Origin of the sequence: Kitasatospora purpeofusca (assembly GCF_000718025.1) — a bacterium.
GTDB lineage: Bacteria > Actinomycetota > Actinomycetes > Streptomycetales > Streptomycetaceae > Kitasatospora > Kitasatospora purpeofusca.
The window spans coordinates 139458-166213 of sequence record NZ_JODS01000029.1 but is presented as its reverse complement, the minus strand read 5'-3'; the positions used below and the strand labels follow the sequence as shown (position 1 = coordinate 166213).

The window sequence follows — 26756 nt, the reverse complement described above, 5'->3', positions numbered from 1 at the left end:
AATCGGCTACCCGGCCGAGGGCCCGTCCGGTTGCTCCCGCAGGGCCCGGAGCATCAGTTCCGCCAGGTGCAGGGCCCGCCGCCCGTCGGCCAGTTGGGAGATCTGGGTGCGGCAGCTGAAGCCGTCCGCGAGGATCACGGTGTCCGGCCCGGCGGCCCGGACCTCCGGGAGCAGTACCCGCTCGGCGATCGCCGCCGAGATCTCGTAGTGCCCGCGTTCGAAGCCGAAGTTGCCCGCGAGTCCGCAGCACCCGGAGTCCAGGACCCGGTTCTCGACGCCCATCCGTCGCTCGATCCGGCGGTCCGCCGCGCTGCCGAGCACCGCGTGCTGGTGGCAGTGGGTCTGGGTGACGGCGTCCACCGGCAGCTGCGGCAGCGGCGTGTCCGGCGCGTACTCGTCGACGAACTCGGCGAAGGTGCGGGTGCGTTCGGCCAGCGGGCGGCCCTCGGCGCCGAGCAGGCGCGGCACTTCCTCGCGCAGGGTGGCGGTGCAGCTCGGGTCCATCCCGACGACGGGTGTACCGGCCGGCAGGCCGGTGGCGGCGAGTGCGGCCAGGCTGCGGCGCATCACCCTTCGGGCGCCCGGGAGTTGGCCGGTGGAGTACCAGGTCAGGCCGCAGCAGACCGGGCCGGCCGGCAGGCGGACGTCGAAGCCGAGGTGTTCCAGGACCTCGACGGCTGCGCGCAGGACCTCCGGCTGGAGGTGGTCGGAGAAGGTGTCCGGCCAGAGCAGCACGGGCTGCGCGCCCGCCGGGGCCGGGTGCCCGGCGCGGTGCCGCCGGTACCAGCGGGTGAAGGTCTCCGGGGGCAGCACCGGCAGTGCCCGGCGCCCGTCGATGCCGCCGAGCCGCTTGAGCAGCGGGGCGGCCGGTGAGCGGCCGATCGCGTTCACCAGGCCGGGCGCGAGCGCGGCGCCGCGCAGCCACAGCGGCAGCCGGCCCATCGCGTAGTGCGCGGCGGGCCGGAGCCGGTGCCGGTAGTGCTGGTACAGGAACTCGCTCCGGTAGGTGGCCATGTCGACCTGGACCGGGCAGTCGCTCGCGCAGCCCTTGCAGCCCAGGCAGAGGTCCAGCGCCTCGCGGACCTCGGCGGACCGCCAGCCGTCCGTGATCGCGGCCTCGGCACCGGGGCGCTCCCCGGAACCGGCGCCGCGCAGCATCTCGGCGAGCAGCCGGGCCCGCCCGCGGGTGGAGTGCCGTTCCTCGCCGGTGGCCATGTAGCTCGGGCACATCACGCCGGTGGTCGGGTCGACGCACTTGCCGACCCCGACGCAGCGGCGGACCGCCTTGGCGAGGCTGCCGTCGTCCCGCTCGTACGGCAGGGCGAGCGGCAGCTCGCGCACCGGCCGCCCGCCGAAGCGCAGGTCGGCGTCCAGCGGGCGCGGGTCGACCGCGGTACCGGGGTTGAGCAGGTTCTCCGGGTCCCAGAGGTTCTTGAACTCGCTGAACAGGCCGATGACTTCGGGTGGGTACATGCGCGGCAGCAGTTCGCCGCGGGCCTGCCCGTCGCCGTGCTCGCCGGAGAGCGAACCGCCGTGCGAGACCACCAGGTCGGCCGCCTGTTCCATGAACTCCCGGAACACCGGCAGCCCTTGCGGCCGGGTGAGCGGGAAGTCGATCCGCAGGTGGACGCAGCCCTCGCCGAAGTGCCCGTACGGCACGCCGCGCAGGCCGTGCCGGCGCAGCAGGTCGCGCAGTCCGCGCAGGTAGTCGCCGAGCCGTTCCGGCGGGACGGCCGAGTCCTCCCAGCCGGGCCAGGCCTCGCCGCCGTCGGGCAGCCGGGTCACGATCCCGGCACCGGCCTCCCGCACGGCCCAGAGCTGGCGCTGCTCGGCCGGGTCGGTGACCACGGCGGCGGTGGCGGTGCGTTCGCGTCGGACGGTGTCGGCGAGACGGCGGGCGGCGTCCAGGGCCTCGGCGGCGGTCGCGCCGCCGGTCTCCAGGAACAGCCAGCAGGCGCCGTCGGGCAGCCGGTCGAGGGCGGGCGGGCGCGGTCCGGCGGCGAGCAGGGCGGCGATCAGGTCGGCGGCCATGCCTTCGACGGTGAGCGGGCCGAGGGGCAGCAGCGCGGGCACGGCGTCGGCCGCGGCTGTCTCGTCGGGGTAGCCGGCCAGCACCAGGGCGCGGGCGGGCGGCTCCTCGACGAGCCGGACGGTGGCGCCGAGCAGCAGCGCGCAGGTGCCCTCGGTGCCGGTGAGGGCACGGGCCAGGTGGTGGCCGCGTTCGGGCAGCAGGGCGTCCAGCGGGTAGCCGGAGACCCGGCGCGGGAGTTCGGGCAGGCCCCGGCGGATGGTGGCGAGGTTCCGGTCGGTGAACTCCTGGAGCCGGTGGTGGAGTCGGCCCTCGGGGCCGGGCCGGGCGGCGAGGGCGGTCCGTTCGGCGGGGGTGAGCGGGCCGCCGACGGTCAGTTCGGTGCCGTCGGCGAGCAGCAGGTCCAGCGATTCGACGTTGTCGGCGGTGCGGCCCCAGGCGACGGAGTGCGCGCCGCAGGAGTCGTTGCCGATCATGCCGCCGAGCGTGCAGCGGCTGTGGGTGGACGGGTCCGGCCCGAACCGCAGGCCGTACGGGCGGGCGGCGCGCTGGAGGTCGTCGAGGACGGTGCCGGGCTGGACGCGGGCGGTGCGGCGCTCCGGGTCGATGCCGAGGACGGCGCCCAGGTGGCGGCGGAAGTCGAGCACCACCGCGCCGGGGCCGATCGCCTGTCCGCCGATGCTGGTCCCGGCGCCGCGCGCCACCACGGGCACCCGGTGGTCACGGCAGAGCGCGAGCGCGGTGCGCACGTCCTCGGCGTCGGCGGGCTTGACCACACCGAGCGGCAGGTGCCGGTAGTTGGAGGCGTCGTGGCTGTAGACGGTCCGTTCGGCGGCGTCGAACCGGACCTCGCCGCGCAGTGCGGCGGCCAGCTCGCGCGCGAGATCGCGTGAGGGCGTCGGCCCGCGTGACGGATCGGTGCCCGGGGTGGTGTCGGGGCGGCTCACGGGCGGTCCTCCCTGGCGGTGGCGAACGGTCCCCGCCGATCATCGCAGCCCGCCCCGGAGAACGACACGGAGAACGACACGGAGCAAGGCCCGGAGCAGGGCAAGGAGCAAGGGACGCAAGGGGGAGCGAGGCGAGGGCGCGGGGACAGCGCCGCGCCGCCCGGGCGGGGCGGGTACGGAGGAAAATCGCTGGCGGCGGCCCCGCGGAGTGTGGGACGGTCGGTCTCCGTGATCACCGAGAACCCCGACCCCCGCCGTTTCCTCGCCCATCTGCCGGTCGGCGAGCGGCTCCCGATACCGGAGGACGCGGCCCCCTCCTGGTCGATCTTCCCCTACGAGGGTGAGCTGACCGTCCGTCCGCTGGACGCCGCCGAGCTGCCCGAACCCGGCCGGCACGGCGAGGCCGGGGCGGCGGAGTGCCACGAGTGCCGCCGTCCGGACGAGGACTTCGTCTGGACCGACGAGCACTGGCGGCTGAAGGCCTTCGACGCGCCGCACGGCCTGCCCGCCGTGCTGTTCCTCGGCCCGCGCGAGCACCACGACCTGATGGACCTCCCGGCGGAGCGGGCGGTCGAGCTCGGCCCGATGCTCCAGCGGGCGGAGCGGGCGATCCTGGCGCTCGGTGGCATCGGGCGCGTCCATGTGAACCGCTGGGGCGACGGCGCGGCCCACCTCCACCTGTGGCTGATCGCCCGCCCCGAGGGCCAGCGCCAGCTGATCGGCTCCACCCTCGCGCTCTGGATGGACCTGCTCCCGCCGCTGCCGGACGAGCTCCGCGCCGACACCCTGCACCGCATCGCCACCGCCATGGCCGCCGACGGCGGCACGGCGCACGCCTGACCCGGCGGGCCGGGGCGGGGCGGCACGGACCCGCGCCGCCCCGCCCTCGCGCTGTCCCCGCCCTCAGCGGCGGCGGGAGGCGCCGGTGAGGGTGCCGGCGGCGATGTGGGACAGCTTGGCCACCTCGAAGGCCGGGTAGGCGCCCCCGGCCAGCAGCGAGAACTTGACGCCCTCGCGCCCGCCCGGGCGGCGGTGGCCGGGGGGCTGGAAGCGCCGGTGGTGCTCGGCCGCGCGGTGGAAGAACTGCGGGCGCTCGGCGCGGGCGACGCAGCCGGCCAGGTCGAAGACGAACAGGTAGTGCCGGATCATCCGGGTGAACAGGGCGTCCCGGACGGCCGCGGGGACGTCCAGCTCGTCCAGCAGCGCGAAGGTCCGCTCGTACTGGTCGAAGAGGTCGAAGCTGCTGCTCCCCGGCGAGCCGGTCGGGTGGACGGTCTCGCGGCGGCGCAGCTGCACGCAGGCGCGCGGCAGGACGGCGATCCGCCGGGCCGTCAGCATCGCCCGGTGGACGACGGGGATCTCCTCGTAGCGGCCCTCGGGGAAGGCCAGCGCCTGCCCGCGCCAGTGCTCGTGCCGCACCAGGCGGTCCCAGATCAGCGGCGGCGCGCCGAGCAGTTCCGGACGGTCCGCCGGGCCGAACACCTCGGGCCCGGCCTCGGCCAGCAGGGTCTCGGCTCCGCCCGGCCAGTCCCGGCCGGCGTGCTGACGGGTGTGCCCGAACAGCAGCAGGTCGACCGGCCCGGTCCGCTCCAGGTGGTCGGCGAAGGAGCTGAGGGCGTCGCGGGCGAGCAGGTGGTCGGCGTCCAGGAACAGCAGGTACTCGCCTCCGGCCCGGGCCGCGCCCGCGTTGCGGGCGACGCCGACACCGACCGCCGCGTCGAGCTGGAGGACCGAGACCTGGGGGTGCCGGGCGGCGTAGCGCTCGACGAGCTGGGCCGGGCAGTCGGGGGACCGGTCGGCGACCACCAGCACCTCGAAGTCGCGGAAGGACTGGGCGAGCAGCGAGTCCAGGCAGTCCGCCAGCTGTTTCTGCTGGTCGTAGGCGGGGATCACGACGCTGATCAGGGGTGAGGGCATGACGCCGGAGCGTAGGAGCGCCTGCGAACGGTGGCAAAGCCCTGACGGTCCGTAAATCCGGTCAAGATCTGTCAAATCGTATGGACGTACGCCATATCTTCACCAGCCGCCCCGGTCGCGTCCACGTCAGGAACCCGGGCTCCGCCGACGCCCGACGCCCGAGGCCCGACGCCCGCCGGTGTCCCCGTTCGCCCACGTCCGTCCGCCCCCGGTTCGGCGCGCGGCATCCGCCGGCGGCGGGCAGTCTGGAGGCGATGCCGCGGGGACGCCGCGGCGGTGCGCGGACGGAGGCGGGCATGGAGCAGCGGACGCGGCCGCCCCGGTGGGGCGAGCTCACCGCCTTCCTGACCCGGCTGACCTCCGTCCTGCTGCGCAACAGCGGCGAGGGCGTCCAGCAGCTGGAGCCGGAGGTGGAGGGCGCGGCGAGGGCCTTCGGCGGCGCGGCGCGCATGCTGGTCGTCCCGGACGGGGCGGTGCTGACCGTCACCGCCGAGGGCGAGACCGGCACGGTGACGGTCCGGGCGTTCCCCGAGGTGTTCCGGCTCGACCAGCTCGCCGCCGTGAAGCCGCTGCTCGCCGAGGTCCGGGCCGGCCGGCTCGACCTGCCCGCCGCGGCCGCCCGGCTCGCCGCCATCGACACCGCCCCGCCGCCGTACCCCTGGTGGGTGAAGGCGATCGGGATCGTGATGTTCGCGATCGGCTTCGCCCCGCTGATGCAGCCGACCTGGTGGGAGGTCGGCTCCACCGCCGTCCTCGGCCTGGCGACCGCGGCGCTCGCGGTCGGGGCGTCCCGGTGGCCCAGGCTGGGCGCGGTGCTGCCGTTCGTGGCGGCCGTCCTGGTGTCGGTGATCGCGCTGCTGGTGTTCGCCCGGACCCCGGAGCACGGCGGGCCGGTGCTGATCATGCTGCCCGCGCTGTTCTTCTTCGTCCCCGGCGACTATCTGAGCGCGGCCGCCGCCGAACTCGCCGCCGGGCACATCACCCCGGGCGCGGTCCGGCTGGTCTACGCGGGGTTCCTGCTGCTCCAGCTGTACGTCGGGGTGCTGGTCGGACTCGCCGTCACCGGGCGGGACCGGCACGCGCTGTTCGACGTGGCCGCCGCGCAGGACCTGCCGCGCTGGGCGCTGTTCACGGCCTGGATCGTCTTCACCACCGGCACCGTGCTGGCCTTCGCGATCCCGCTGCGGTTCGGGCCGCCGCTGCTGCTGCTGGTCTATCTGACGGTGGCGGTGCAGACGCTGTTCACCTGGCTGGCCGGCGAGGTCGCCGGGACCTTCGTCGCCGCCGCCGCGCTCAGCGCCGCCGCGACCCTGGTCGCCCTGCGCCCGTCCGCGCCGCCGCGGCTGATCCTGCTGCTGCCCGGATTCTTCACCCTGACCGTCGGCTCGCTCGGCATGCGCGGGCTGACCGACCTGGCCGGCGGTCACCCCATCGCCGGCTTCCGCGACCTGACGCAGCTGGTGACACTGGTGACGACGATCGCGGTGGGCCTGCTGGCGGGCGAGGTGCTGGTGGCTGTCCGGCGCGGGGACTGAGACGGCGGGGACCGAGGCGCGGGGCCGAGGCAGGGGGCAGGCCGTCAGACGGAGCAGCCGGCCGCCGGGACGGGGTGCTCCACCGGGGCGGCGGCCAGCTCGCGCAGGTACCAGTCGAGCCGGTTGCCGGTCGGTTCCCGCACCCGTTCGGAGTACCGGAACCCGGCCCGCCGGGCGACCGCCGCCGAGGCGGTGTTCTCCGGGTCGACCCGGATCACGCCCTCGGTCGCGCCCTCCTGCGCCGCGTACCGGCACACCAGGTGCACCGCCCGCGTCGCCAGGCCGCGTCCGCGCCAGGCGGGGTAGAGGCCGTAGGCGATGTTGACCTGCCCCGGGCCGAGGCGCGGCATCGCGAACCGCAGGTCGATCGTGCCGGCCAGCACCGGCTCCGGCCCGGTCCGGATGCCGAACACCCGGGCCGGCCCCCGGTACGACCAGTGCGCGGTGCACCGCCGCACGTACTCCTCGGTGCCCGCCCGGGTGCTCGGCCCGCCGTTCAGCCAGCGGACCAGCTGGTCGTCCTCGCCCGCCAGGTGCGCGTCGATGTCCGCCGCCCGGAACGGGGTGAGCGTGACCACCCCGTCGGAGAGCCTCACCTGATCCATGCGCCCACTCTGGCCCGGCGCGCGCTCGCCGGGCCACTGGGATTTCGGCCAGCCCGCACCCGAACGGACCGTCCGCGAAGCACCGCGAATCGTCCTCGAACGAGCCCCGGGCGATCCCCGAACGAGCGGTCGACGAGCGTCGGGCGAGCCATGAATGAGCCTCGGACCGCCCCCGGACGGTGCGGGGGCGGCCCGGAGGCGCCGCGTCCGGCCGGTGCGCTCAGCGGCCGGTCCGCGTCGTCGTGCCGCGCAGCAGCAGGGCCACCGCGACGGCGGCGAGGGCGACGACGCCGGCGGCGGTGAGGACGGTCAGGTGCATCCCGTGGACGAAGGCGTCGCGGGCCCGGTCGGCGACCGGCGGCCCGAACCGGGAGGCGGCGGCGAGCGAGGAGCGGGCGGCGTCGGCGAGCTGCGGCGGCAGCCCGGCGACGTCCACCCGGGCGCGGTAGCCGGCGGTCAGGACGCTGCCGAGCACGGCGATCCCGAGGGCGCCGCCCAGCTCCCGGGCCAGGTCGTTCATCGCCGAGCCGACGTTCTGCAGGGCGCTCGGCAGCGCCTCGGTGATGGCGGTGGTGGCGGGCGTCATGGCGAGCCCGGAACCCAGGCCGAGCGGGAACAGGACGGCCGCCACCAGCCACCCGGAGCTGTCGGCGTCCAGCAGCCCGAGCGAGGCCAGCGCGCCCGCGACCAGCAGCAGGCCCGCGACCCAGGGGCCGCGCGGGCCGAACCGGTCGGTCAGCCGGGGGCTGAGCCGGGCGCCGGGCGCCATCCCGAGCGCCATCGGCAGCAGCGCGACGGCCGCCGCCAGCGCGCTGCGCTCCCGGACCAGCTGGAGGTACTGCATGATCACGAAGAGGTAGCCGAAGAAGGCGAAGAACTGGCAGGTGATCGACAGCGTCCCGGCCGCGAACCGGCGCTCGCGGAACAGCCGGGGGTCCAGCAGCGGGTGCCGCCGCCGCAGCTCCCAGCGGACGAAGCCGGCCAGCAGCGCCAGCCCGGCGAGCGCGCCGCCGAGGGTCCACGGGTCGGCCCAGCCCCGGACCGGCGCCTCGATCACCGCGTACACCAACGAGCCGAGCCCGGCCACGGCCAGCAGCGCGCCGACGACGTCCAGCCGCGGCGCGTCCGGCTCGGCGGACTCCGGGACGAACAGCAGGGTGCCGGACAGGGCCAGGACCGCGAGCACCACGTTCAGGACGAAGATCGACGGCCAGGACCACAGCTCCAGCAGGACGCCGGTGGCGAACAGGCCGAGCACCGCCGCCGCGCCCGCGACCGCCGCCCAGGCGGCCACGCCCCGGGCCCGCCGCTCCGGCGGGAAGGTGCTGGTGATCGTCGACAGGGTGGCCGGCATGACCAGCGCCGCGCCGACACCCAGCAGCGCGCGCAGCGCGATCAGGGCGCCGGGGTCGGTGGTCAGCGCGGCGAGCCCGGAACCGGCGCCGAACAGCGCCAGGCCCACCAGCAGGGCCCGCCGCCGCCCGAACCGGTCCCCGATGGCGCCGGCGGGCAGCAGCAGGGCGGCGAACACCAGGCTGTAGGCGTCGATGATCCAGGACAGCTGGGTCTGGCTGCCGCCGGTGGCGCGGGCGATGTCGGGCAGGGCCACGTTGAGCGAGGCCATCGCGGCGACCACGGTGGCCAGCGCGAGACAGGTGACGAGCAGGACGGTGCGGTGACGGCCGTCCGGGGCGGCGGGGGCGGCCGCCCGGTCCGGGCGCGCGGCGGTGGCGGACATGACGGGACTTCCTCACGCTGGTCGGTCGGTGCCCGACCAGCGTGGGCGCGCGGCGGCTAGCATTTCAACCATGATGAATTCCTCCGAGGCGCCCGACGGGGCCCGGACCGGGGAGCCGGCGCCCCGCCGGGGCCGGCGCACCGGGAACTCCGGGGCCAGGGAGCAGATCCTCGCCGTCGCCCGACGCCGCTTCCTGACCGAGGGGTACCACGCGGTCACGCTCCGGTCGGTGGCCGCCGAGGCGGGCGTGGACCTCGCCCTGGTCAGCTACTACTTCGGCAGCAAGAAGGGCCTGTTCGGGGCGGCCCTCGCGCTGACCGGGAACCCGGCGGTGCTGCTGGCCGGGGCGCTGGACGGCGAGCTGGAGACCTTCCCCGAGCGCGCCCTGCGGCTGCTGCTCGGAGTCTGGGACGCCCCAGACAGCGCGGGCCCGCTGCGCGCCATGATCGGCGGCTCGGCACTGGACCCGGCGGTCGCGCTGCTGGTCGGCGAGGTGGTGCAGCGCGAGATGGTGGACCTGGTCGCGGCCCGGCTCGGCGGCGCGGACGCCCGTCGGCGCGCCTGCCTGTTCGGCACCCAGCTGGCCGGGCTGATCATGGCCCGCTACGTACTGCGGCTCCAACCGCTCGCCGCGCTGCCGGCCGATGAAATCGCGCGCTCCTATCTGCCGCTGCTGCGCCAGGCGCTGTGGGGGCGTCCGGGCGGCCCGGGTGGCGCCGCCCGCCCCGCTGGGGCCGGTGCTCCGGCTGCCCCCGGTGCTCCCGGTGCCTCCGGTGCTACCGGCGGAGGGCGGGCGTCCGGGCGCCGGTGCTGAGGCGCGCGGACCGCCTCCCGAACGCGGCCGAGCCCGCAGGCGGGGGCCTGCGGGCTCGGTGACGTGCCGGGGTCGGCGGGATGCCGGGGTCGGCTCAGTACCAGTGGTGGGACTGCCAGAACGACCAGGCGCCGCACGGGCTGCCGTAGCGGGAGTTCATGTAGTCCAGGCCCCACTTGATCTGGGTGACCGGGTTGGTGCGCCAGTCGGAGCCCGCCGAGGCCATCTTGGAGCCGGGCAGGGCCTGGACCAGGCCGTAGGCGCCGGAGGAGGCGTTGGTGGCGGTGACGTTCCAGCTGCTCTCGCGGGACACGATGTTGTTGAAGCACTGGAGCTGGCCGGCCGGGACGATCTTGGCGGCGATCTCGCGCGGGCTGCCGGAGTAGGCCGGCTTGCTGTTCAGCGCGGAGCGCTCCTGCGACCGGGAGGCGGCGGCGTCCGACTTCGCCTTGGCGTCGGCCTGGGCCTTCGCCGCGGCCTGGGCGTCGGCCTGCGCCTGGGCGTCCGCCTGCGCCTGCGCGGCGGCGGCAGCGGCGGCGTCCGCCTCGGCCTGTGCCTGCGCGGCGGCCTGGGCGTCGGCCTGGGCCTTGGCGTCCGCCTCGGCCTGCGCCTGCGCGGCGGCCTGCGCGTCCGCCGAGATCCCGCCGGTGGTGGCGGCCACCGCGGCGACGGGCGCCTCGGCGACGGCGGTCCCGCTCTCCGGGATGGCGAGGGCGGCGGTGGCCGCGCTCGCCACGACGAGGGTGGCGACACCGGTGATCAGCGAGTTGCGGCGGGCATGGCTGAGCTGCATGGAGCGGACAATCCTTTTCCGTCGGGGTGCCGTCAGGGCCTGGGTGGCCGTCGGGGCGTGCCGGCCCCGGGCGGGGCGGCGGCGCGGGCGCCGGGCATCGCACGGGACCCGCTCGGGGGAGCGGCCCGTGGTGGCGTACGGGACGGCCGTGGTGTGCGTGCCGACCCCGGCGAAGGTGCGGGGCGGCGGGAGCTGCGCGGCGGGGGGACCGGCCGCGCTGCCTGGCGACGGACCATTCTTGGCAGAGCGCGGCACGGGCGGCAAAGGCGCCGGCTACTACGGTCGGTAGTGGCACGAGGGCCCCGAAACGGCGAAGCGCCCGACCGATGGCGGGCGCTTCGACGGTATTTGTCCGTTTTGATGAATCGATGGGGCGAGCCCCGGGATCGTCGACGAACGATCGGCCCGAACCGGCCGACCGCCTGCGTTCTTCGGGTCCGTGACGGCCGGTCCACCGCCCCGGACGGTCGTCGGGCCGCCGGGCCCCGACCGGGGGAGGCGGACCGCCGTACGGGCCACCGCTATCGGCGGTAGTAGATCGCCGGAGCCCTGTGGGGGGCCTCACACGCGGGGGCGGCGATCCGCACGCGGTGTGACGGTCCGGTCACGCGCCCCGGTACGGATTCGGCTCCGCGGGCCGGGGTGCGGCGGCGTAGCCGTCGCTCGCGTACGGGCTCCCGGCGGGCGGGTTCTCGGCGTACGGGTTCTGGGCGTACGGGTTGTCCGCGTAGGGGTTGGCCGCCGCGGGCTGCTGCGCCCGGTACTCCGGCACCTCCGGGACGGCCGGCGGGTCCGGGGACTCCCCTTCTTCCGGCTCCTCGTCCGTCGCGGGCTCCTCCTCGACCGGCACCAGGTCGCGGGCCAGCAGCGTCGCCCCGGCGACGGCGCCCGGCATGGCGACCACCGTCACCAGCGGGACCAGGAACCCCAGCACCAGCGGCACGCCGAAGCCGAAGGCCAGCCCGAGCCGCCCGCGCAGCAGCCGCAGCCGCTCCCGCTGCGGCACGCCGCGCCGCTGCAGGGCGACCGAGGTGAGCTCCAGGGTGAGGAAGAAGCCGGAGACCAGGAAGCCCAGTACCGGGACGACGGTCTGCCCGACCACCGGGACGAACCCGGCCGCGAACAGCAGCACACCGAACCCGCCCGCCCGCACCAGCACGAAGAGGCTGTCCCGGGCCGCCACCACCAGCTCGCGCCACAGCGGCACATCGGGCGGGGTCGGCGCGCCGCCCTCGGTCTCGTCGACCTTCTCGCAGAGCTCCTCGTAGAACGGCTGGCCGACCAGCAGGGTCACCGCGGTGAAGGTGAGCACGGAGAGCAGCAGCCCGCCGACGAGGACCAGCGCCGCGAGCGTGGTGCGCAGCAGGTCCTGCCAGAACGAGGCCCAGTGGTCGGCGAACGGGGTGGCCCAGGCGGCGATGTCCCCGGCCCAGCCGCCGAGGAGGAACAGTGCCACCACGTAACCGGCGAGGGTGATCAGTGCCGGGATCATCCCGAACGCCCACCAGCGGCCGTGCCGCGCCACCCACCTCTGGCCCTTGGCCAGGTACCCCAACCCCGCTGCAAGATCTCGCATGAGGGGAAGGGTAGGTGCTGACGGGTCGCCGGGTCATGTCCGTCCGGTCACGGAACGGAACCGGAGGTTCCCGGCCCGGGCGGGACGACCTGCATCGGAGGCGGGCAGGCGGGGCCGGCCGGCGGGCGGGTGGAACGGCACCGGGCCCGGGAGCCTCCGCAACGGCTCCCGGGCCCGGTGCCCGCGGACGGTACTGCGCCCCGGCTCAGGATGCCGGTGCCTCCACCGCGGCCCGCCGCCGACGGCCCACCACGGCCGACGCCGCCAGCACGACAACTGCGGCGACCAGCGACAGGTACATCTGCTTCCGACCGTCGGCGTCGGTGAACATGTACGCCATCACGAACCCGATCATGCCGATCGCGGCCCAGGTGAGGTACGGGTACAGCCACATCCGGACGGTCAGCCGCTCCGGCATCTCGCGCTCGATGATCCGGCGCATCCGGAGCTGGGAGAAGCAGATCACGAGCCACACGAAGAGCGCCACCGCGCCGGAGGAGTTCAGCAGGAAGGAGAAGACCGTGTCGGGGGAGGTGTAGTTGAAGAAGACGGCCACGAAGCCGAACACCACCGAGGACAGGATCGCCACCTGCGGCACGCCGCGCCGGTTCACCGTCGCGAAGGCCTTGGGTGCGTCGCCGCGCTGTCCGAGCGAGAAGGCCATCCGGGACGCGGTGTACATGCCCGAGTTGAGGCAGGAGAGCACGGCGGTGAGCACGATCACGTCCATCACCCGGCCGGCGCCCGGGATGCCCACGTGCTCCAGCACCGCGACGTAGGGGCTGCCCTTGACGGCGGCGGAGTCCCACGGAAGCAGGGTCACCACGAGCAGGATCGAGCCGAGGTAGAAGATGCCGATCCGCCAGATCACACTGTTGGTGGCCTTGCTGACCGCCTTCTCCGGGTCCTCGGACTCGCCGGCGGCCAGCGTGACGATCTCGCTGCCCATGAAGGCGAAGACGACGGTGAGCATGCCGGTGAAGACCGCGCCCACCCCGTGCGGCAGGAAGCCGCCGTGACCGGTCAGATTGGTCGTGCCGACGGCGTGGGTGCCGGGCAGCAGGCCGAACACGGCCAGCGTGGCGACCACCAGGAAGGCGGCGATGGCCACCACCTTGATGCCGGCGAACCAGAACTCGAACTCGCCGTAGGAGGCGACCGAGCCCAGGTTGGTCGCGGTCAGCACGGCCATCACGATCAGGGCGAACGCCCACTGCGGGACGCCCGGCATCCAGCCGTTGAGGATCTTCGCGCCGGCGGTGGCCTCGACGGCCAGCACCACCACCCAGAAGAACCAGTACAGCCAGCCGATGCTGAAGCCGGCCCAGCGGCCCAGCGCCCGGTCCGCGTACGCGGAGAAGGAGCCGCTCTGCGGGTCGGCCGCGGCCATCTCGCCGAGCATCCGCATCACCAGGACGACCAGCACACCGGCCAGCGCGTAGGAGAGCAGGATGCCGGGGCCGGTGGACGCGATGCCCGCGCCCGAGCCGACGAACAGGCCGGCGCCGATCACACCGCCGATGGCGATCATCGACAGGTGGCGGTTCTTGAGCCCGGCCTTGAGGTGGCCGTCGCCGCCGTGGCCCTGCCCGCCGTGCCCGGCGGGGGGCAGGCCGGCGGAGTCGCGGGGCGGAGGGGAGCCGGCCCGGGTGGTGGTGTCCGCACTCATCGTGAGGGTGCCCTGTGCCTTTCCGGCGCGGCCCGACCCTCGGCTCGATCACCGAAGGGTGGGGGACGGATCCGCGCATTGCGGTGCAACCTAACCTCTACCTCCGGGTATCGGAACAAGGCACCGGGAACTGTTCGCTCAGCGGACGTAAAAGCCCAGGTCAGGGCGGGTGAAGTGGCGGTCCGGAAAGCTCAGATCTGACGCATCGCCAGCAACTCGGGGCCCTCCCGGGGGGTTTGTCGGTCGGCCGTACATACTGGCGGCGTGATGATCGTCCTCGTGGTGCTCGGCGTCCTCCTCGTGCTCGCCCTGCTGACCCTCGTCCACTGGTACCTCTGGCGCCGGCTGGTGCGCGACGTCTCGGCGCCCGGCGGCCGCTGGCGCCGGACCGGCACCGTGCTCGCCTTCGTCCTGCCGCTGCTCTCGGTGGGGGCGCTGATCGGCGGGCGGGCGTTCCCGATAGCGGTCGAGCGCTGGTTCGCCTGGCCCGGCTACCTCTGGCTCGCGGTGCTGCTGTACCTGCTGCTCGGGCTCGCCGTCGGGGAGCTGGTCCGGCCGCTGCTGCTCCGGCTGCCGTCCGGGGCGTCCCGGGCGGCGCGGGCGGTGGTGGCGGACGCGCCCGCGCCGGAGGTGCCGACGGCGGACGAGCCCGTCCCGGACACGCCCGCGGTCCCCGTCGCCCCCGCCGCGCCCTCGCCGGAACGGCGGCTGTTCGTCGCCCGCGCGGTCGCGATCGGAGCCTCCGGCGCGGCGGCGGCCGTGGTCGGCAACGGCATGTACGGGGTGCTGCGCGGGCCGAGGCTCAAGCAGGTGACCGTCCCGCTCGCCAAGCTCCCGGCCGGCGCGGACGGCTACCGGATCGCGGTGGTCAGCGACATCCACCTCGGCCCGATCCTCGGCCGCGCCCACACCCAGCGGATCGTGGACACCATCAACGCCGCGAAGCCCGACCTGATCACGATCGTGGGCGACCTGGTCGACGGCACGGTCCCCGAGCTCGGACGGGACGCCGAGCCGCTGGCGCAGCTGCGGGCCCGCGACGGGGCCTACTTCGTCACCGGCAACCACGAGTACTTCTCCGGCGCGGCGCCCTGGGTGGACTTCGTCCGCGAGCTGGGCGTCCACCCGCTGCAGAACGCCCGGGTCGAGCTGGGCGGCTTCGACCTGGCCGGGGTCAACGACATCGCCGGGGAGCGCGAGGGCGACGGTCCCGACTTCGGCCGCGCGCTCGGGGACCGCGACCCGGCCCGCACCGCCGTGCTGCTCTCGCACCAGCCGGTCACCATCCACGACGCGGTCCGGCACGGCGTCGACCTCCAGTTGTCCGGGCACACCCACGGCGGGCAGCTCTGGCCGGGCAACTACGTGGCGGAGCTGGCCAACCCGACCGTCGCCGGGCTGGAGCGCTACGGCGACACCCAGCTCTACGTCACCCGCGGCGCCGGCGCCTGGGGCCCGCCCGTGCGGGTCGGCGCCCCGTCCGACATCACCATCGTCACGCTGGCCTCGCTCCGGGCCTGACCGACGGCGGCCCGGGGGCGGCGGCCTCGGGGGCGGGCGGGTTCAGGCTTCGGTGACGTCGAGGAGGACGACCCGGCGGCCGTCCGGGTGGCGGTGGAGCCGGGCGTCCAGCAGGGCCGGGATGTCGCTCTCCCGGGAGTGGCCCGGGACGAGGGTGACCTCCGCGAGCCGTACGCCGGGGCTGCCGACCAGGGCGTAGCGGACGCGGTAGGTCGTGGTGTCCGGCGGCGGGGGCGGTCCGGGGTCGCGCACGGTGCGTTCACCTCCGTTCGCCGTCCATTGTCCGCCGGTCGGCGGCAGGTGGCCGATCGGGGCGAACCCGGGCAGAGTGGAATCCTCCGGGGCCGGGCGCCCCGGCCGGCGCGACCCGGCGCACGAACCACGGCGTGAACCGCCGGGACGGCTCCCGGCAGGCTCCGGGCAGGCTCCGGGAAGGAGCGACCCCATGCAGACCACCTGGAAGGGGACGATCAGCTTCGGCCTGGTCTCCATCCCCGTCCACCTGTACTCCGCCACCAAGGAGCACGACGTCCCGCTGCACCAGGTGCACGCCAAGGACGGCGGGCGGGTGCGGATGAAGCGGTACTGCGAGGAGGAGGAGAAGGAGGTCCCGTACGCGGAGATCGCCAAGGGCTACGAGTCCCCGGACGGCCGGACGGTCACGCTCACCGACGAGGACCTCGCCGACCTGCCGCTGCCCAGCAAGAAGATCATCGACGTACTGGCCTTCGTCGACGAGGGCGAGATCGACCCGCTGATGTTCTCCAAGGCCTACTACGTCGGCGTCGCCGACAAGGCCGCCTCGAAGCCCTACGCGCTGCTGCGCGACGCGCTGGTGGAGTCCGGGCAGATCGCCGTCACCAAGATCGCGCTGCGCAGCCGGGAGTCGCCGGCCGTGCTCCGGGTGCACGACGGCACGCTGGTGCTCCAGACCTGCATCTGGCCGGACGAGGTCCGCCCGGCGGCCGGGATCGCGCCCGAGGAGGACGTGACCGTCCGGCCGCAGGAGCTGCGGATGGCGCGTTCGCTGATGGAGACGCTCTCCGAGGACTTCGACCTGGAGCAGCTCCACGACGACTACCAGCAGGCGCTCCAGCAGGTGATCGAGGCTCGGTTGCAGGGGGTCGAGATCCCGCACGAGGAGGAGGCGGGGGAGGCGCCGGACAACGTCATCGACCTGATGGAGGCGCTGCGCAGCAGTCTGCGGCGGGCCAAGGACGCCCATCCGGACCGGTCCCGGGCCGAGGAGGCGGAGGAGACCGAGGCGGGGCAGGCCGAGGCGGGGGAGGCCGAGGAGCAGCCACCGCCGCGCCGACGTGCCGCCACGAAGAAGGCGACGGCCACGAAGGCGACGACGGCGACAAAGACGACGGCGACGAAGACGACGGCGACGAAGACGACGGCCTCGAAACCGTCGGCCGCCACGAGCAAGAAGTCCACGACCGCGAGGAAGTCCGCCACCGCGCAGAAGTCCGCGACCGACAAGAAGAGCACGGCCGCGACGAAGAGCACGACTGCCAGGAAGAGCACGACCGCGAAGAAGAGCACGACCACCACCACGACCCGGAAGCCCGCCACCCCCCGGAAGGCCTCGTGACCTCCCCCCTCACCCCCGGAGGCGATTCCCGATGGACCTGATCACCTACAAGGCGCAGGACACCGGTCCCGACGCGCCCGCCCACCCGAGCCCGGCGCACCGGGCCTGGCACTGGCTGTGCAGTCTCACCCCGACGGCCGTGGTCTTCCTGGTCGGCCTGTCGATCGGCCTGGGTGCCATCGGCACCCAGGCCTCGCTGACCTGGCTGATCGTCTTCAGCATCGTCTGGGGCGTGACCGTGCTGGCGCTGGTCGGCGTCGTCGCCCGCTGGGCCACGCCCGGCCGGGGCCGCCACCGGATGGCGACCTGACCGTCCCCCGAGGGGTTCCCGTCCCCGGGCAGCCGCCCGGTCGGACGGGAACCCCGGGGCTCAGCCCTTGAAGAGGTTGTGGCCGACGTCGGACGGCACGATCTCCTTGACCGGCGTGCTGCTGTCGTCGGGGATCCGCGCGCCGGGCACCGGCTCGTCGCTCTCGCGGTGCAGCAGCACCACCCCGTGCTCGCCCCAGACCTGGCGGTAGCCGTGGGCCAGCAGCAGGTCGATCCGCTCGGCCTGCTCGGCCGTGGTCTGGAACGGGAAGGTCCGGGTGTCGGAGCGGATCAGGACGTAGTCGCGGCCGCGCGGCACGGCGTCCACCAGGACCACGTCGGTGCGGCCGACCAGCCGCGGCACCACCTGGTTGTCGGCCTCCACCAGGGCGCCGTCCGGGATCTGCGCGGCGCCCCGGACCAGGGCCGCGTTGCTCGCGGAGGGGCGCCAGAAGGCCGGGGTCAGCAGGCTGATCCCGCCCAGCACCAGGCTGCTGACCAGGGAGATCGCGACCGCGGCGGTGCCCAGGCCGTAGCCGGTGCGCCGGTGGAGCCCGCCCCTGGCGTGCAGGCGGCCGAGCGCCTCCAGGGTGGCGGTGAGCAGCACCGGCCACAGGAAGGCGTCGTAGTGGTGGGCGATCGACCAGTGGTTGGGGTTGTCCGACAGGACGCGTTCGGCGAGCAGCGGCAGCAGGCAGAGCGTGGTGGCGGAGCGCAGCGGAAGCAGCAGCAGGGTGCCGAACAGCCAGAGCAGCAGCAGCGGCTTGACGGTGGCGTTGGTGGCGACCTGGACGAGCAGCAGCGGGTCGCCGAGCACATTGCCGAACGCCGTCCCGGCGTCCGGGCCGAGCGGGCCGTACACCCAGTAGTAGTCGGGCTGGCCGCCCATGGCGGGGATGAGTTCGACGATGGCGAGCGCGGAGGCCAGCGGGCCGCCGATCAGCAGGCCCGCTCCGTAGGCGAGGGCGCGCCGGTCCCCGGCCCGTTCGCCCTGCCGGTCGCCGCGCGGGCGGCCGCGCCAGAGCAGGACCAGGCCGTACATGCCGACCAGCAGACCGAGGTCCTCCTTGGTGAGGCAGAGCAGGGCGGCGGCGAGGGCGGCGGTGCCGTAGCGGCGGGCCAGGCCGCGTTCGAGCATCAGCAGGGTGAGCGGGACGGCGAAGGCGACCTCGTGGAAGCCGCCCCGGCCGGCGGCGAGCAGCGGCCAGCCGAGGCCGTAGACGAGGCCGGCCAGGTCGGCGACCAGGCGTACGGTGCGCAGTCGCGCGGGGTCGTCGGTCGCGGCGGGGGCCGCGGCCGCCCGGTCCGCGTCGCCGGCCCCGGTGCCGTCGGTCGGCGGGGTGAAGCAGCGCACCGCGATCCGGCGGATCAGCGGGACGCCGGCGGCGAGCAGGAGTGCCTGTCCGAGGATCAGGGTGCGCGGGTCCTCCCAGATCCAGTAGAGCGGGGCGAGCGCGGCCAGGATCGGCGAGAAGTGGTCGCCCAGCAGGGAGAAGGAGGGCGGGAACTCGTGGTGGTAGCTCTTGACCGGCGAGATCGGCAGTTCTAAGTGCGCGTAGCCGGCCACACCCTGGTGGAAGATGCCGAGGTCGAAGCCGCCCAGCAGGACCGCCGACCACTGCTGGAGCCCGCACGCCGCGGTGACGGCGAAGCAGAGCAGCGTCAGCACGGCCGTCCGGCGGCCGGAGAGCGCGGCGGCGCCGGGTGCGGGCGGGCGCACGACGCGCGGCAGCAGCGGGCGGTTCGGGCTGGTGGACGGGCTGAGCCCGGTTTCGACTGGCACGGGATCCCTGAGGTGGTCGGAGGCGGGGGCGAGGGTTGCTGTTCGGGCGGGCCGCCGGGCGGCGGGCGCCGGATCAGCCGGCTCCGGGGCTGGTGGGCGGCGGCGCGTCGGCCGGCGCCGGGGCGGCGGTGCCGGGTGCCCGCCGCAGCAGCGTGATGCCGTGGTCGCTGCGCACCACCTGGTAGCCGCTGTTCTTGACGGTGGCGAGCTCCTTCCGTTCGCGGTCGGGCGACATCGGCCAGCCCATCGGCTGTCCCTCGTCGACCACGATCCATTCGGCCGTCGACCAGTTCTGCGGCCAGCCGAACACGATGACCTCGCAGCGGTTGGTCAGCTGCGGCACCAGCCGGTTCGACGCGGCGACCCGGGCGTCGTCCGGGACGGTGGCGAGCACCGAGCGGGCGGCCTCGACCCGGGCCGGGGTCCGCCAGAGTTCGGTGGAGAAGAGCTGTCCGAACGCGAAGCCCGGCAGCAGGGCCAGGGTGACCGTCAGGCTGACCGGCAGCGCCGCGCGGGCGATCCAGCGGGGTACCGTCCCGCGCCAGCCGCGGGCCTTCACCAGGACGTCCACGAAGGCGGCGAAGACGATCGGCATCAGCACGGCGCTGTAGTGGTAATTGGTGCCCCAGTAGGCCGGGTTGTTGGAGAGCAGCCGCCAGCCGAGGGTGGGCAGGGCGACGATCATCAGCGGGGAGCGGGCGGCCAGCAGCACGGTCGGCGCCAGCAGCAGCAGGACGGTGGTGACCTTCTCGCCCGGGGTGATCAGGTCGAGCGGCAGGGTGAGCAGGTTCCGCCCGCCGGAGCCGCCGCTCAGGTTGTCCCAGTAGGCGAAGCTGCCGCCGGGGCTCATCGCCGGGAGCAGCACCAGGAGTTCGAGCAGCGAGGAGCCGATGCCGAGGAGGACGCCGGCCGCGCCGACGCGCCGGTCGCCGCGCCACAGGATGTAGGCGCCGACGGCGGCCACGGTGATGCCGAGGTCCTCCTTGACCAGGACCAGCGGCGCGGCCCAGGCGAGGGCGGCGATCCAGCGCCGTTCGCCGAGCGCGACGACGGAGAAGGCGATCAGCGGGACGGCGAAGGTGATCTCGTGGAAGTCGAAGCCGAGGGCGGAGGCCAGCCCCCAGGAGAGCCCGTAGCCGAGGCCGGTGATCCCGGCGGCGAGCGGACCGAGTTCGCGCAGCGCCCAGCGGGTGATCGGGACGGCGGCGACGGCGACCAGGGCGGACTGGGCCAGCAGCAGCACCTTCGCGGAGGGCCAGAGCCAGTAGAACGGGGCGAGGGCGGCGAGGGCGGGCGAGAAGTGGTCGCCCAGCAGGTTGAAGCCGGGGCCCTTGAGTTCGACGATCGGGCCGCGGCCCTCGGCGTAGCCGCGCACGCCCTGTTCGAAGATCCCGAGGTCGTATCCGCTGGTGAGCAGGAGTTCATGACGGCGAACGGTGAAGAAGGCGTAGACCAGGAACAGGGTGAGGGCGACCGCCCAGGGGATGAATTGCACCCGCCGATCGGCGGGGGCCGTCACGCTCGACGGTTCGTCACCCTCCGTCCTGCGTTGAAGTGCTGATGTGAGTGTACTAATTGTCACTGAACATCCCCGTCGTTCCGGGTGCGAGTGGTCTGCGTCCGATTCTTGTTCGACGCCTCGGGGTGGCGGGCGGGTTCAGCCACGGGCGAACGCCGCCGGGCGCGTCGGCCCCCGGGCGGGCACCGTAGCATGGAGAAGCCCTCCCCGGCGATTGAGGCGCCGGGGAGGGCACTCATATCCTGTCTGATCGTCAGATCATCGTGCGCGATTGACGATCATCGATATGACAGGCATTCACCTCCACTGCTGGTACGAGCCGCCGTTGCCGCTCAGGGCGTACACATCGCCGTTCCCGTTGCTGTCCAGGTAGAGGCCGGTCGCGAGGTTCCGGTAGGTGTGCCCGTAGGGGCCGTTCCCCCGGACCCACTTCTGGTAGCTGCCGCCGTTGCAGTTCAGCGTGTAGACGTTGCCGTTGCCGTTGGAGTCGAGGCAGAAACCGGTGGCCTTGTTGCGCAGGTTGAAGGTGGAGCCGCCCAGGTCGCTGGCGTACCAGCGCTGGTACGAGCCGCCGTTGCCGGGGAGGGTGTAGACGTTGCCGTTGCCGTTGCTGTCGAGGTAGCGGCTGGTGGCGACGTTCTGGAGGGTGATCTCGCTGGTGGCGGCGCTCGCCTGGCCGGCGGCCAGAACGGTGGCGCCGCCGGCCAGGACGGCGGTCGAGGCGACGAGGGCGACGGTGCGCTGGAGGAGATTCATCGCATTTCCTTCCCGTGGTGACCGGCCCTCCGGCCGGTCGTTGTGGAACTTATCCGGAAATGCGCTGCGGGGATATCACGGCCGGTCCCGCCTGCCGTTCTTCGGCCATCGCGAATTATGTCGCCAAAATGTTCTGAATATTAGCTCAATAATTCACGTCTGTTCGTTGTCGAAGGGGTTTCTGTGGAGGGCGTGTCCGCCCCCTGTGAAGGGCGGCGGGTTCCCTTTCGGGTGGCGGACCCGGGGCAAACGGGCAAATCGGAGCAATCGACCGTGCCCGAACTTGGCCGGATCCGGCCGGGGCGCACGGCCCCGGCCGGGGGCGCGCAGGTCGCGCGGTGGGAGCGGACTCAGGCGATCCACACCGTGGTGACGTTGCAGAACTCCTTGATGCCGTGGCCGGACAGCTCGCGGCCGAAACCGGAGCGCTTCACACCGCCGAACGGCAGCGCCGGGTGCGAGGCGGTCATGCCGTTGAAGAACACCCCGCCCGCCTGGATGTCCCGGACGAACCGCTCCTGCTCCGCCGGGTCCTCGGTCCAGACGTTGGAGCTGAGCCCGAACGGGGTGTCGTTGGCCAGCGCCACCGCCTCGTCCAGATCGGCCGCCCGGTAGACCGTGGCCACCGGGCCGAAGGTCTCCTCCTGGTGGATCCGCATCCGCGGCGTGATGCCGGTCAGCACCGTCGGCTCGTAGAACCAGCCCGCGTCCAGGCCCTCCGGCCGCCGTCCGCCGCACTCCACCCGGGCCCCGTGCGCCCGGGCGTCCTCGACCAGCTCGGCGATCTCGTCCCGGCCCTGTCGGCTGGCCAGCGGGCCGACCTGGACCGCCTCGTCCATCGGGTCGCCGACCCGCAGCGCCCCCATGGCGGCGGTGAACGCGGCGGTGAACCGGTCGTAGACCTCGGTGTGCACGATGAACCGCTTGGCGGCGATGCAGGACTGCCCGTTGTTCTGCGCCCGCGCGGTGACGGCGGTGGCCGCGGCGGCGTCCACGTCCGCGCTCGGCATCACCACGAACGGGTCGCTGCCGCCCAGCTCCAGCACCGCCTTCTTCACCTCGTCGGCCGCCGCCGCCGCGACCGCCCGCCCGGCCGGCTCGCTGCCGGTCAGCGTCACGGCGGCCACCCGGGGATCACGGACCACCGCCTCCACCGCCCCCGAGCCGATCAGCAGCGTCTGGAAGCAGCCCTCCGGGAAGCCGGCCCGCCGGAACAGCTCCTCCAGCGCCACCGCCGTGCGCGGCACGTTGGACGCGTGCTTGAGCAGCCCGACGTTGCCCGCCATCAGCGCGGGCGCGGCGAACCGCACCACCTGCCAGAACGGGAAGTTCCACGGCATCACCGCCAGGACCGCGCCCAGCGGCCGGTAGCGCACATAGGCGCGGGCCGCCCCGGCGTCGGCCACGTCGGCCGGCTCCGGGTGCTCGTCGGCGAGCAGCGCCTCGGCGTTCTCGGCGTACCAGCGCATCGCCTTGGCGCACTTGGCGGCCTCGGCGCGGGCGGCGGCGATCGGCTTGCCCATCTCCTCGGTCATGGTCCGGGCGATGCTCTCGAGGTCCTCGTCGAGCAGTTCGGCGGCGCGGCGCAGCAGTCCGGCGCGCTGGGCGAAGGAGGTGGTGCGGTAGGTGCGGAAGGCCTCCTCGGCGCGGGCCAGCCGTTGTTCCAGGCCTGCCGCGTCCAGCGGTTCGAAGGTCTCCAGGGTCTCGCCGGTCGCCGGGTTCACGCTTGCGATGGGCATCGGGGCCCCTCCCAGGGGTGCGCGGGGGTGGAGGTGTCGGTCCTCCCACCCTGGCCCACCGCCCGCGCCCCGGGTACCACCCCCGCCCGGCGTGTCCCGGCGGACGGTCGCGGCCCGGCCGCTCGGCCGGGCGGTCCCGGCCTACTCCGGCAGCGCCTCCGCCCGGGCCGCCGCGTCGCGGGCCCGGGCACCGGCCCTGGTCCGCCCGGCGGTGACCAGGCGGTTGGGGAACCGGTGCAGGTACTCGGCCTCCAGCTGCCCGGTGCGCAGGGTGTGCCGCTTCAGGGCCTCCTCCGACCCGTACAGGAAGGTCTCGTGCCTGGTCCGGTGCAGCTGCTCCAGCTCGTGCAGCAGCGTGTCGTTGCCCAGGGCGTGCGGGGAGATGCCCTCGGGCCTGGCGTGCGCGGTGTCGGGGTGCGCCATGTCCACTCCTCCTCGGACGGGAAACCCCCCGGTTACCCGTTGCCCCGTCGGCCCCACCGGTACACCTGTTCGACGGTGGTGGGGTCGTGCGGGGGGCGTCCGGCTCGGGGCGGGGCGCGGAAACGTAGGATGAAACCTTCGTATCCGCACCGAAACCACCGGACAGGCGTCGATGGCAATTCCCAAGGCCGAACTCCACCTGCACATCGAAGGCACTCTGGAGCCCGAGCTGGCGTTCGCGCTCGCCCGGCGCAACGGCGTGGAGCTGCCGTTCGCGGACGCCGAGGAGCTGCGGCGGGCGTACGCGTTCGGCGACCTGCAGTCCTTCCTCGACCTGTACTACGCGCTGATGTCGGTGCTGCGGACCGAGGAGGACTTCGAGGAGCTCGCCGAGGCGTACCTGGCGCGGGCCGCGGCGCAGGGGGTGCGGCACGCGGAGATCTTCTTCGACCCGCAGGCGCACACCGCGCGCGGGATCCCGCTGCCGGTCGTCGTCGACGGGCTCGGGCGGGCACTGGACCGGGCCGAGCAGCGGCACGGCATCAGCACCCGGCTGATCATGTGCTTCCTGCGGGACGAGTCCGCCGACTCGGCGCTGGAGACCTTCGAGGCGGCCCGGCCCTGGTTCGGCGGGCGGATCACCGGTGTCGGCCTGGACTCCGCCGAGGTCGGCCACCCGCCGGCCAAGTTCCGCGAGGTCTACCGTCGGGCCGCCGAGGCCGGGCTGCACCGGGTCGCGCACGCCGGGGAGGAGGGCCCGGCCTCGTACATCACCGAGGCGCTGGACGTGCTCGGCGTGGAGCGGATCGACCACGGGCTGCGCTGCCTGGAGGACCCGGCGCTGGTCGAGCGGCTGGTCCGGGAGCGGATCCCGCTCACCCTCTGCCCGCTCTCCAACGTGCGGCTGCGCTGCGTCGACACCCTGGCCGACCACCCGCTGCCCGCGATCCTCGCGGCCGGCCTGCTGGCCACCGTCAACTCCGACGACCCGGCCTACTTCGGCGGCTACGTCGGCGACAACTTCGACGCCCTCGCCGAGGCGCTCGGCCTGGACCAGGACACCCTGCGCCTGCTCGCCGCCAACTCCTTCCGGGCCTCCTTCCTGCCCGAGGAGCGCCGCGCCGCCCTCCTGGCCGAGGTCGCCGCCTACGAGTTCGGCGCCGCCTGAGACGCGCCGCGGCGCCGCCCCCGGCAACGGGGACGGCGCCGCGGGCGCCCAACACAGCGGGGATCAGAGCAGGGTCGACCAGTAGTACCAGAAGCGCTTCAGGATCAGCAGGGCGATCACCGCGTACCAGAGGGCCGGGACGGCCCAGTGGTAGCGGGCGGCCTCGCGGACGGCCGGGCGCAGGGTGCGGGGGACCGGGATGATGCCGGTGCGCAGGTTGTGCAGGGTGGTGTACCAGAACAGCGGGATCATCGCCGTCCAGACCACCATGCAGAACGGGCAGAGCGCGCCGATCCGGTACAGCGCCTGGTACATCAGCCAGGTCACGAAGCCGATCCCGAAGACCGTGCCGGCCTGGAGGCCGAGCCAGAACCAGCGGCGGTAGGTGGCGCCGGCCAGCAGGCCGGCGCCGATCGCGATCACCACGGCGAAGCCGACCAGGCCGAGCAGCGAGTTGGGGAAGCCGAAGGCCTCGGCCTGGTCGCTGCGCATGATCGAGCCGCAGCTGATGATCGGATTGATGTTGCAGTTCGGGACGTAGGACGGGTCCTTCAGCAGCCGGATCTTGTCCAGGGTGAGGACCGCCGAGGCGAACAGGCCCAGTGCGCCCCCGATCACCAGCAGCAGGGCGAACGGGCGGCTCGCGCCGTACCCGGGCCGGGTGCCCGCGGGGGCGGGGGCGGGGGAGGAGGCCGTCATCCGGTCACCTGCTTGACCATCGCGGTGAACTGCTCGGGCGAGACGGCCTTGCCGCCGGAGAACACGTCGAGCTTCTTGCCGTCCAGGCGGACGGTCGGGGTGCCGGTGACGCCGCTCTTGTCGAAGGCCTTGTTCACCTGGCCGGCCCAGGGCAGGTAGGTGCCCTCGCGGACCGCCTTGACGAAGCCGTCGGTCTTCAGGCCCGGCACCTTGTCGGCCAGGTCGAGCAGGTGGTTGACGTCGGCGAAGGCGTCGGTGCGCTCCTCCGGCTGGTTGGCGTACAGCACGTCGTGGAACTGCTTGAACTTGTCCACGCCCTCGTTCAGCGCCGCGCCGGCGGCGGCCAGCGCGGTGCGCGAGCCCTTGCCGCCGAGGCCCTGGTCGAGGAAGGTCGCCAGGTGGTACTCGATCTTGTAGCTGCCCGCGTCGGCGAGCTGCTGGACGGTCGGGCCGGTGGTGGTCTCCAGCTGCTCGCAGAACGGGCAGCGGAAGTCCTCGTAGATCTCCAGCGTGTGCGGGGCGTCGGCCTTGCCGTAGGTGACCACGGTGCCGTCCGGGCCGCTCGCGTTCGCCGGCACGACCAGCGGGCCCGCGGTGTCGGCGGAGCCGGAGCCGCCGCCGGAACCGGTCGAGCCGCCGACGGCGAAGGCGACGCCCGCCGCGAGGGCCAGCAGGACGGCGGAGGCGGTGCCGACCACCGCCCGGCGGCGGATCCGGGCCGAGCGCTCGGCCTGCTCGCGCTCCTGGCGCATCCGCTCGGTGGCGGCCCGACGGGCGGCCTTCCGGTCGCCGGGGGTGGTGCTCTTCTTGGGGGAGGTGCTCATGGTGGAGGTCGTCCTGGTGCTCTTGGCGGGGCGTGCGGGCGCGTCGGGCGCACGGCCGGCCGGGACCGGGGGACCGGGAGGGTCCGCGGGTCGCCTAGCGGGCGGGCGCCGGCAGCCGTGCGGGCGGGCCGCGCCGGACGGCGGGCCGGAGCCGGACGGACTCGGCGGGGACCAGCACCCGGCTGGCCCGGGGGAACGGCACCCGCGCCACCGGGCGGGCCGGCAGCGGCGCGGTCAGCAGCGCCAGCCAGTGGCCGGCCGCGGCGGGGAAGCGCCGGGCGAAGTCGCCGAGGATCCGCGCCGTGCGGGCCAGCCCGGAGAGCGCGGCGTCGGCGCTGCGCAGCCAGTACGCGGCGGCCAGCGCGAGCACGGTGTGCAGGAGCAGCAGCAGGCCGAGCCCGACCGGCCGGGAGAGCCCGTGGCCGAGCAGGAGGCCGCCGAGCGAGCCGCCGCCGCACAGCAGCGGTTCGAGACCGCGGGCGGCGCCGGGCGGCAGCGAGGGGCAGGTGGACTGGGCGAGGTCGAACAGGGCGCTCAGGCCCAGTTCCAGCGGCAGGAAGACCGCCGCGACGACCCGGTAGCCGCGTTCGCGGCCGGACAGGACGAAGGCCACCGCGAAGACGGCGGCCCCGGCCACCGCCAGCGTGCCGAGCGGCAGCGGGCGTCCGGTGACCAGTACCTGGCCGAGCCCGGCGAGCAGCACGAGCAGCGCGGCGAAGACCGCCGCGCGCAGCGTCCTGGTGTCCCGGGCACAGTTCATGAGTCCCGAGTGTGCCACAGGTCGAAAGCCGGACG

Annotated in this window: 23 protein-coding genes; 7 read left to right on the top strand and 16 right to left on the bottom strand. The window is 74.4% G+C overall.

Annotation, left to right across the window (positions count from 1 at the left end; all coding sequences use genetic code 11):
* Positions 1–6: 6 nt before the first annotated feature.
* Complete coding sequence (locus tag IF01_RS0131645; protein ID WP_078880480.1) at positions 7–2976, bottom strand: FAD-binding and (Fe-S)-binding domain-containing protein; 2970 nt, start codon at positions 2974–2976, stop codon at positions 7–9.
* Between the two features lie 228 nt (positions 2977–3204).
* Here IF01_RS0131645 and IF01_RS0131640 point away from each other — a divergent pair, with 228 nt between their 5' ends.
* Positions 3205–3816: an HIT family protein gene (locus IF01_RS0131640; RefSeq protein WP_233290315.1), complete on the top strand. Its 612-nt coding sequence runs from the start codon at positions 3205–3207 to the stop codon at positions 3814–3816.
* A 63-nt stretch (positions 3817–3879) separates the two neighbouring features.
* Here IF01_RS0131640 and IF01_RS0131635 read toward each other — a convergent pair whose 3' ends face one another.
* On the bottom strand, positions 3880–4893 hold the full coding sequence (locus IF01_RS0131635; protein ID WP_051756590.1) for a glycosyltransferase family 2 protein: 1014 nt from the start codon (positions 4891–4893) through the stop codon (positions 3880–3882).
* Between the two features lie 296 nt (positions 4894–5189).
* Here IF01_RS0131635 and IF01_RS0131630 point away from each other — a divergent pair, with 296 nt between their 5' ends.
* On the top strand, positions 5190–6428 hold the full coding sequence (locus tag IF01_RS0131630) for a threonine/serine exporter family protein (RefSeq protein WP_051742083.1): 1239 nt from the start codon (positions 5190–5192) through the stop codon (positions 6426–6428).
* Positions 6429–6472: 44 nt separating this feature from the next.
* On the opposite strand, the gene IF01_RS0131625 is transcribed toward IF01_RS0131630, so the two are convergent.
* Both IF01_RS0131625 and IF01_RS0131620 read right to left on the bottom strand, forming a co-directional pair.
* Positions 6473–7033, bottom strand: coding sequence for a GNAT family N-acetyltransferase (locus IF01_RS0131625; protein ID WP_051742081.1), 561 nt, complete (start codon positions 7031–7033; stop codon positions 6473–6475).
* A gap of 220 nt (positions 7034–7253) precedes the next feature.
* Positions 7254–8771 (bottom strand): MFS transporter, encoded by a 1518-nt coding sequence (locus IF01_RS0131620; protein ID WP_051756588.1) that lies wholly within the window; start codon positions 8769–8771, stop codon positions 7254–7256.
* 70 nt (positions 8772–8841) lie between these two features.
* Between IF01_RS0131620 and IF01_RS42595 the strand changes: the two genes are divergently transcribed.
* Complete coding sequence (locus tag IF01_RS42595) at positions 8842–9585, top strand: TetR/AcrR family transcriptional regulator (protein ID WP_063764343.1); 744 nt, start codon at positions 8842–8844, stop codon at positions 9583–9585.
* Positions 9586–9679: 94 nt separating this feature from the next.
* On the opposite strand, the gene IF01_RS48610 is transcribed toward IF01_RS42595, so the two are convergent.
* The 3 genes from IF01_RS48610 to IF01_RS0131600 form a co-directional block, all read right to left on the bottom strand.
* Entirely contained in the window at positions 9680–10378 is a 699-nt protein-coding gene (locus IF01_RS48610; protein ID WP_030397025.1) for an aggregation-promoting factor C-terminal-like domain-containing protein, read from the bottom strand.
* A 604-nt stretch (positions 10379–10982) separates the two neighbouring features.
* The gene (locus IF01_RS0131605; protein WP_051756586.1) at positions 10983–11954 is read right to left on the bottom strand and encodes an EI24 domain-containing protein; all 972 of its coding nucleotides are present in this window, start codon (positions 11952–11954) and stop codon (positions 10983–10985) included.
* Positions 11955–12159: 205 nt separating this feature from the next.
* On the bottom strand, positions 12160–13623 hold the full coding sequence (locus tag IF01_RS0131600; RefSeq protein WP_030397023.1) for an amino acid permease: 1464 nt from the start codon (positions 13621–13623) through the stop codon (positions 12160–12162).
* Positions 13624–13890: 267 nt separating this feature from the next.
* Here IF01_RS0131600 and IF01_RS0131595 point away from each other — a divergent pair, with 267 nt between their 5' ends.
* Positions 13891–15144 (top strand): metallophosphoesterase, encoded by a 1254-nt coding sequence (locus tag IF01_RS0131595; RefSeq protein WP_030397022.1) that lies wholly within the window; start codon positions 13891–13893, stop codon positions 15142–15144.
* A 42-nt stretch (positions 15145–15186) separates the two neighbouring features.
* On the opposite strand, the gene IF01_RS0131590 is transcribed toward IF01_RS0131595, so the two are convergent.
* Entirely contained in the window at positions 15187–15396 is a 210-nt protein-coding gene (locus IF01_RS0131590) for a hypothetical protein (protein ID WP_030397021.1), read from the bottom strand.
* A 193-nt stretch (positions 15397–15589) separates the two neighbouring features.
* Between IF01_RS0131590 and ku the strand changes: the two genes are divergently transcribed.
* Together ku and IF01_RS42590 are read left to right on the top strand one after the other, a co-directional pair.
* Positions 15590–16741 (top strand): non-homologous end joining protein Ku, encoded by a 1152-nt coding sequence (ku, locus tag IF01_RS51180; protein ID WP_030397020.1) that lies wholly within the window; start codon positions 15590–15592, stop codon positions 16739–16741.
* 31 nt (positions 16742–16772) lie between these two features.
* Positions 16773–17051: a hypothetical protein gene (locus IF01_RS42590; protein WP_037781840.1), complete on the top strand. Its 279-nt coding sequence runs from the start codon at positions 16773–16775 to the stop codon at positions 17049–17051.
* Between the two features lie 60 nt (positions 17052–17111).
* On the opposite strand, the gene IF01_RS0131575 is transcribed toward IF01_RS42590, so the two are convergent.
* The 5 genes from IF01_RS0131575 to IF01_RS0131555 form a co-directional block, all read right to left on the bottom strand.
* On the bottom strand, positions 17112–18833 hold the full coding sequence (locus IF01_RS0131575; protein ID WP_078880479.1) for a DUF2079 domain-containing protein: 1722 nt from the start codon (positions 18831–18833) through the stop codon (positions 17112–17114).
* Between the two features lie 73 nt (positions 18834–18906).
* Positions 18907–20328, bottom strand: coding sequence for a DUF2079 domain-containing protein (locus tag IF01_RS0131570; protein ID WP_094745686.1), 1422 nt, complete (start codon positions 20326–20328; stop codon positions 18907–18909).
* A gap of 321 nt (positions 20329–20649) precedes the next feature.
* Positions 20650–21108, bottom strand: coding sequence for an RICIN domain-containing protein (locus tag IF01_RS0131565; protein WP_030397017.1), 459 nt, complete (start codon positions 21106–21108; stop codon positions 20650–20652).
* A gap of 350 nt (positions 21109–21458) precedes the next feature.
* Complete coding sequence (locus IF01_RS0131560; RefSeq protein WP_030397016.1) at positions 21459–22847, bottom strand: NADP-dependent succinic semialdehyde dehydrogenase; 1389 nt, start codon at positions 22845–22847, stop codon at positions 21459–21461.
* Between the two features lie 141 nt (positions 22848–22988).
* Entirely contained in the window at positions 22989–23270 is a 282-nt protein-coding gene (locus IF01_RS0131555) for a DUF6158 family protein (protein ID WP_030397015.1), read from the bottom strand.
* Between the two features lie 172 nt (positions 23271–23442).
* Here IF01_RS0131555 and IF01_RS0131550 point away from each other — a divergent pair, with 172 nt between their 5' ends.
* Positions 23443–24438: an adenosine deaminase gene (locus IF01_RS0131550; RefSeq protein ID WP_030397014.1), complete on the top strand. Its 996-nt coding sequence runs from the start codon at positions 23443–23445 to the stop codon at positions 24436–24438.
* 63 nt (positions 24439–24501) lie between these two features.
* Here IF01_RS0131550 and IF01_RS0131545 read toward each other — a convergent pair whose 3' ends face one another.
* The 3 genes from IF01_RS0131545 to IF01_RS42585 form a co-directional block, all read right to left on the bottom strand.
* A complete protein-coding gene (locus IF01_RS0131545; protein WP_030397013.1) occupies positions 24502–25137 on the bottom strand; it encodes a vitamin K epoxide reductase family protein in 636 nt (211 codons plus the stop codon).
* Positions 25134–25961, bottom strand: a complete 828-nt coding sequence (locus IF01_RS0131540; protein ID WP_051742075.1) for a thioredoxin domain-containing protein — start codon at positions 25959–25961, stop codon at positions 25134–25136. Before IF01_RS0131540 ends, IF01_RS0131545 begins: the two co-directional genes overlap by 4 nt.
* Positions 25962–26055: 94 nt before the next feature.
* Complete coding sequence (locus tag IF01_RS42585) at positions 26056–26721, bottom strand: hypothetical protein (protein ID WP_037781837.1); 666 nt, start codon at positions 26719–26721, stop codon at positions 26056–26058.
* Positions 26722–26756: the final 35 nt, after the last annotated feature.